Origin of the sequence: Lysinibacillus sp. NPDC056959 (assembly GCF_042674095.1) — a bacterium.
In the GTDB taxonomy this organism is placed as follows: domain Bacteria; phylum Bacillota; class Bacilli; order Bacillales_A; family Planococcaceae; genus Lysinibacillus; species Lysinibacillus zambalensis.
In genome coordinates, this window is the sequence record NZ_JBHURE010000059.1 from 1 (window position 1) to 1,413 (window position 1,413).

At 43.5% G+C, this 1,413-nt stretch carries 1 protein-coding gene; it reads right to left on the reverse strand.

Annotated features, from left to right (window positions below):
• Window positions 1-232: 232 nt before the first annotated feature.
• A complete protein-coding gene (locus ACFTQ7_RS24850; RefSeq protein ID WP_386831987.1) occupies window positions 233-1,303 on the reverse strand; it encodes an IS30 family transposase in 1,071 nt (356 codons plus the stop codon).
• Between the last annotated feature and the right edge of the window lie 110 nt (window positions 1,304-1,413).

Here is a 1,413-nt window from a genome sequence, read left to right on the forward strand (position 1 = left end):
TTTTCCTAAATTGCAATTACAAGTTGAACACTTTTTTCAAAAACACCCCAGAGGTTCCTTTGTCTTCTGTTCGTCGGTCGGCATAGTTCGTTCAACCTGTGTTGGCTAGATCTGCAAGGCGCTTTCCCTTGCGGATTTAGCCAATACAGGTTAGGATTTGCAGCTGACTGATGAACAGGGGACTTTTCTGTTTCGAGGGAGGCTCAAGGGGTGCGGGGTGTCCCCGCGATCTTTAAGCGACCAGTTTCTCGAGTTCCTCTTCAAACAGTTCATTTGGTGTCTTGTAGTCAAACATTTTTCTTGGTAGGTTGTTCATAGCTTCCTCAACCATACGAATCTGCGTCCGGCTATAATCCTCAATCGCATGTCCCTTAGGAATGAAACGACGGATGATTCCGTTGTGGTTCTCATTCGTTCCACGCTCCCATGAAGAATAAGGATGAGTGAAATAGATATCTATCCTATCACCAAACATTTCTGACAACCCCGCGAATTCAGAACCATTATCTGCCGTGATTGATTTGAAGACAGTAGATGCATATTCACCAAATTCTTTGAGGACTGAAGAGAGTGCGTAGTTAACTGAATCGGCGTCTTTCCCGTCCATTTTTACGATGAATTCACGACGGGTTTTACGTTCAATCAAGGTTAATAGCAAATCATCTTCTTTATCCTTGCGCCCTACGACGGAGTCAATTTCAAAATGACCGAATTCTTCACGAGATTCAACGCTATCAGGACGTTCTTCAATACTTTTACCGAGAACCGTCTTATTCGGGCGGTGCGTTTTCTTAGTACTCTTGGTATTTCGACGTACCTTTAAGAGAAGGTCACTGTTTCGAGTTTTTAGAAGACCAAGCGCGATATAGTGATAGAGCGTCTTTGTTGAGACCATTTCCTCTGGAGAAAACAACCCTTTGAGCTTCGCGAGACCAACAATCGCATCTGGAGACATGGTCTTTGTGCGATCAAGTAACAGTCCGTCAACGAACGACAAGAATGCCTTCACACGTTCAAACTTCAACGGTTTACGAGAACGAGCCACGTTTCGATCTGTTGCAGCTTGACCTGTTTCCGCAAGATATTGCGTCGTGTAGATATGTTTTCCGTTAATTTTCTTTACTTGTGTGGTCGTGCCACGAGCGAGTTCATTGTAGATTGTCCCACGCGAAACCTTGAGTTTTCGCGCAAGCTCGCTCTTATTTGTAATTCCAGCGTTCAAGTAGCCTTGAAGTTCTCCACGTTGGAACTGTGTAAGGCGTGGTTTCTTAATGCGTGTTTTTATGTTATCCTGTTCTAGCATCGTATTCGAAATCCCTTCTTATTGATTGGTGTAGGAACCTCAATAATACACGATTTCGCGTACGATGTTTTTATTTTTCTAAAGTGTTCAACTTGATTCTACTATTCGCC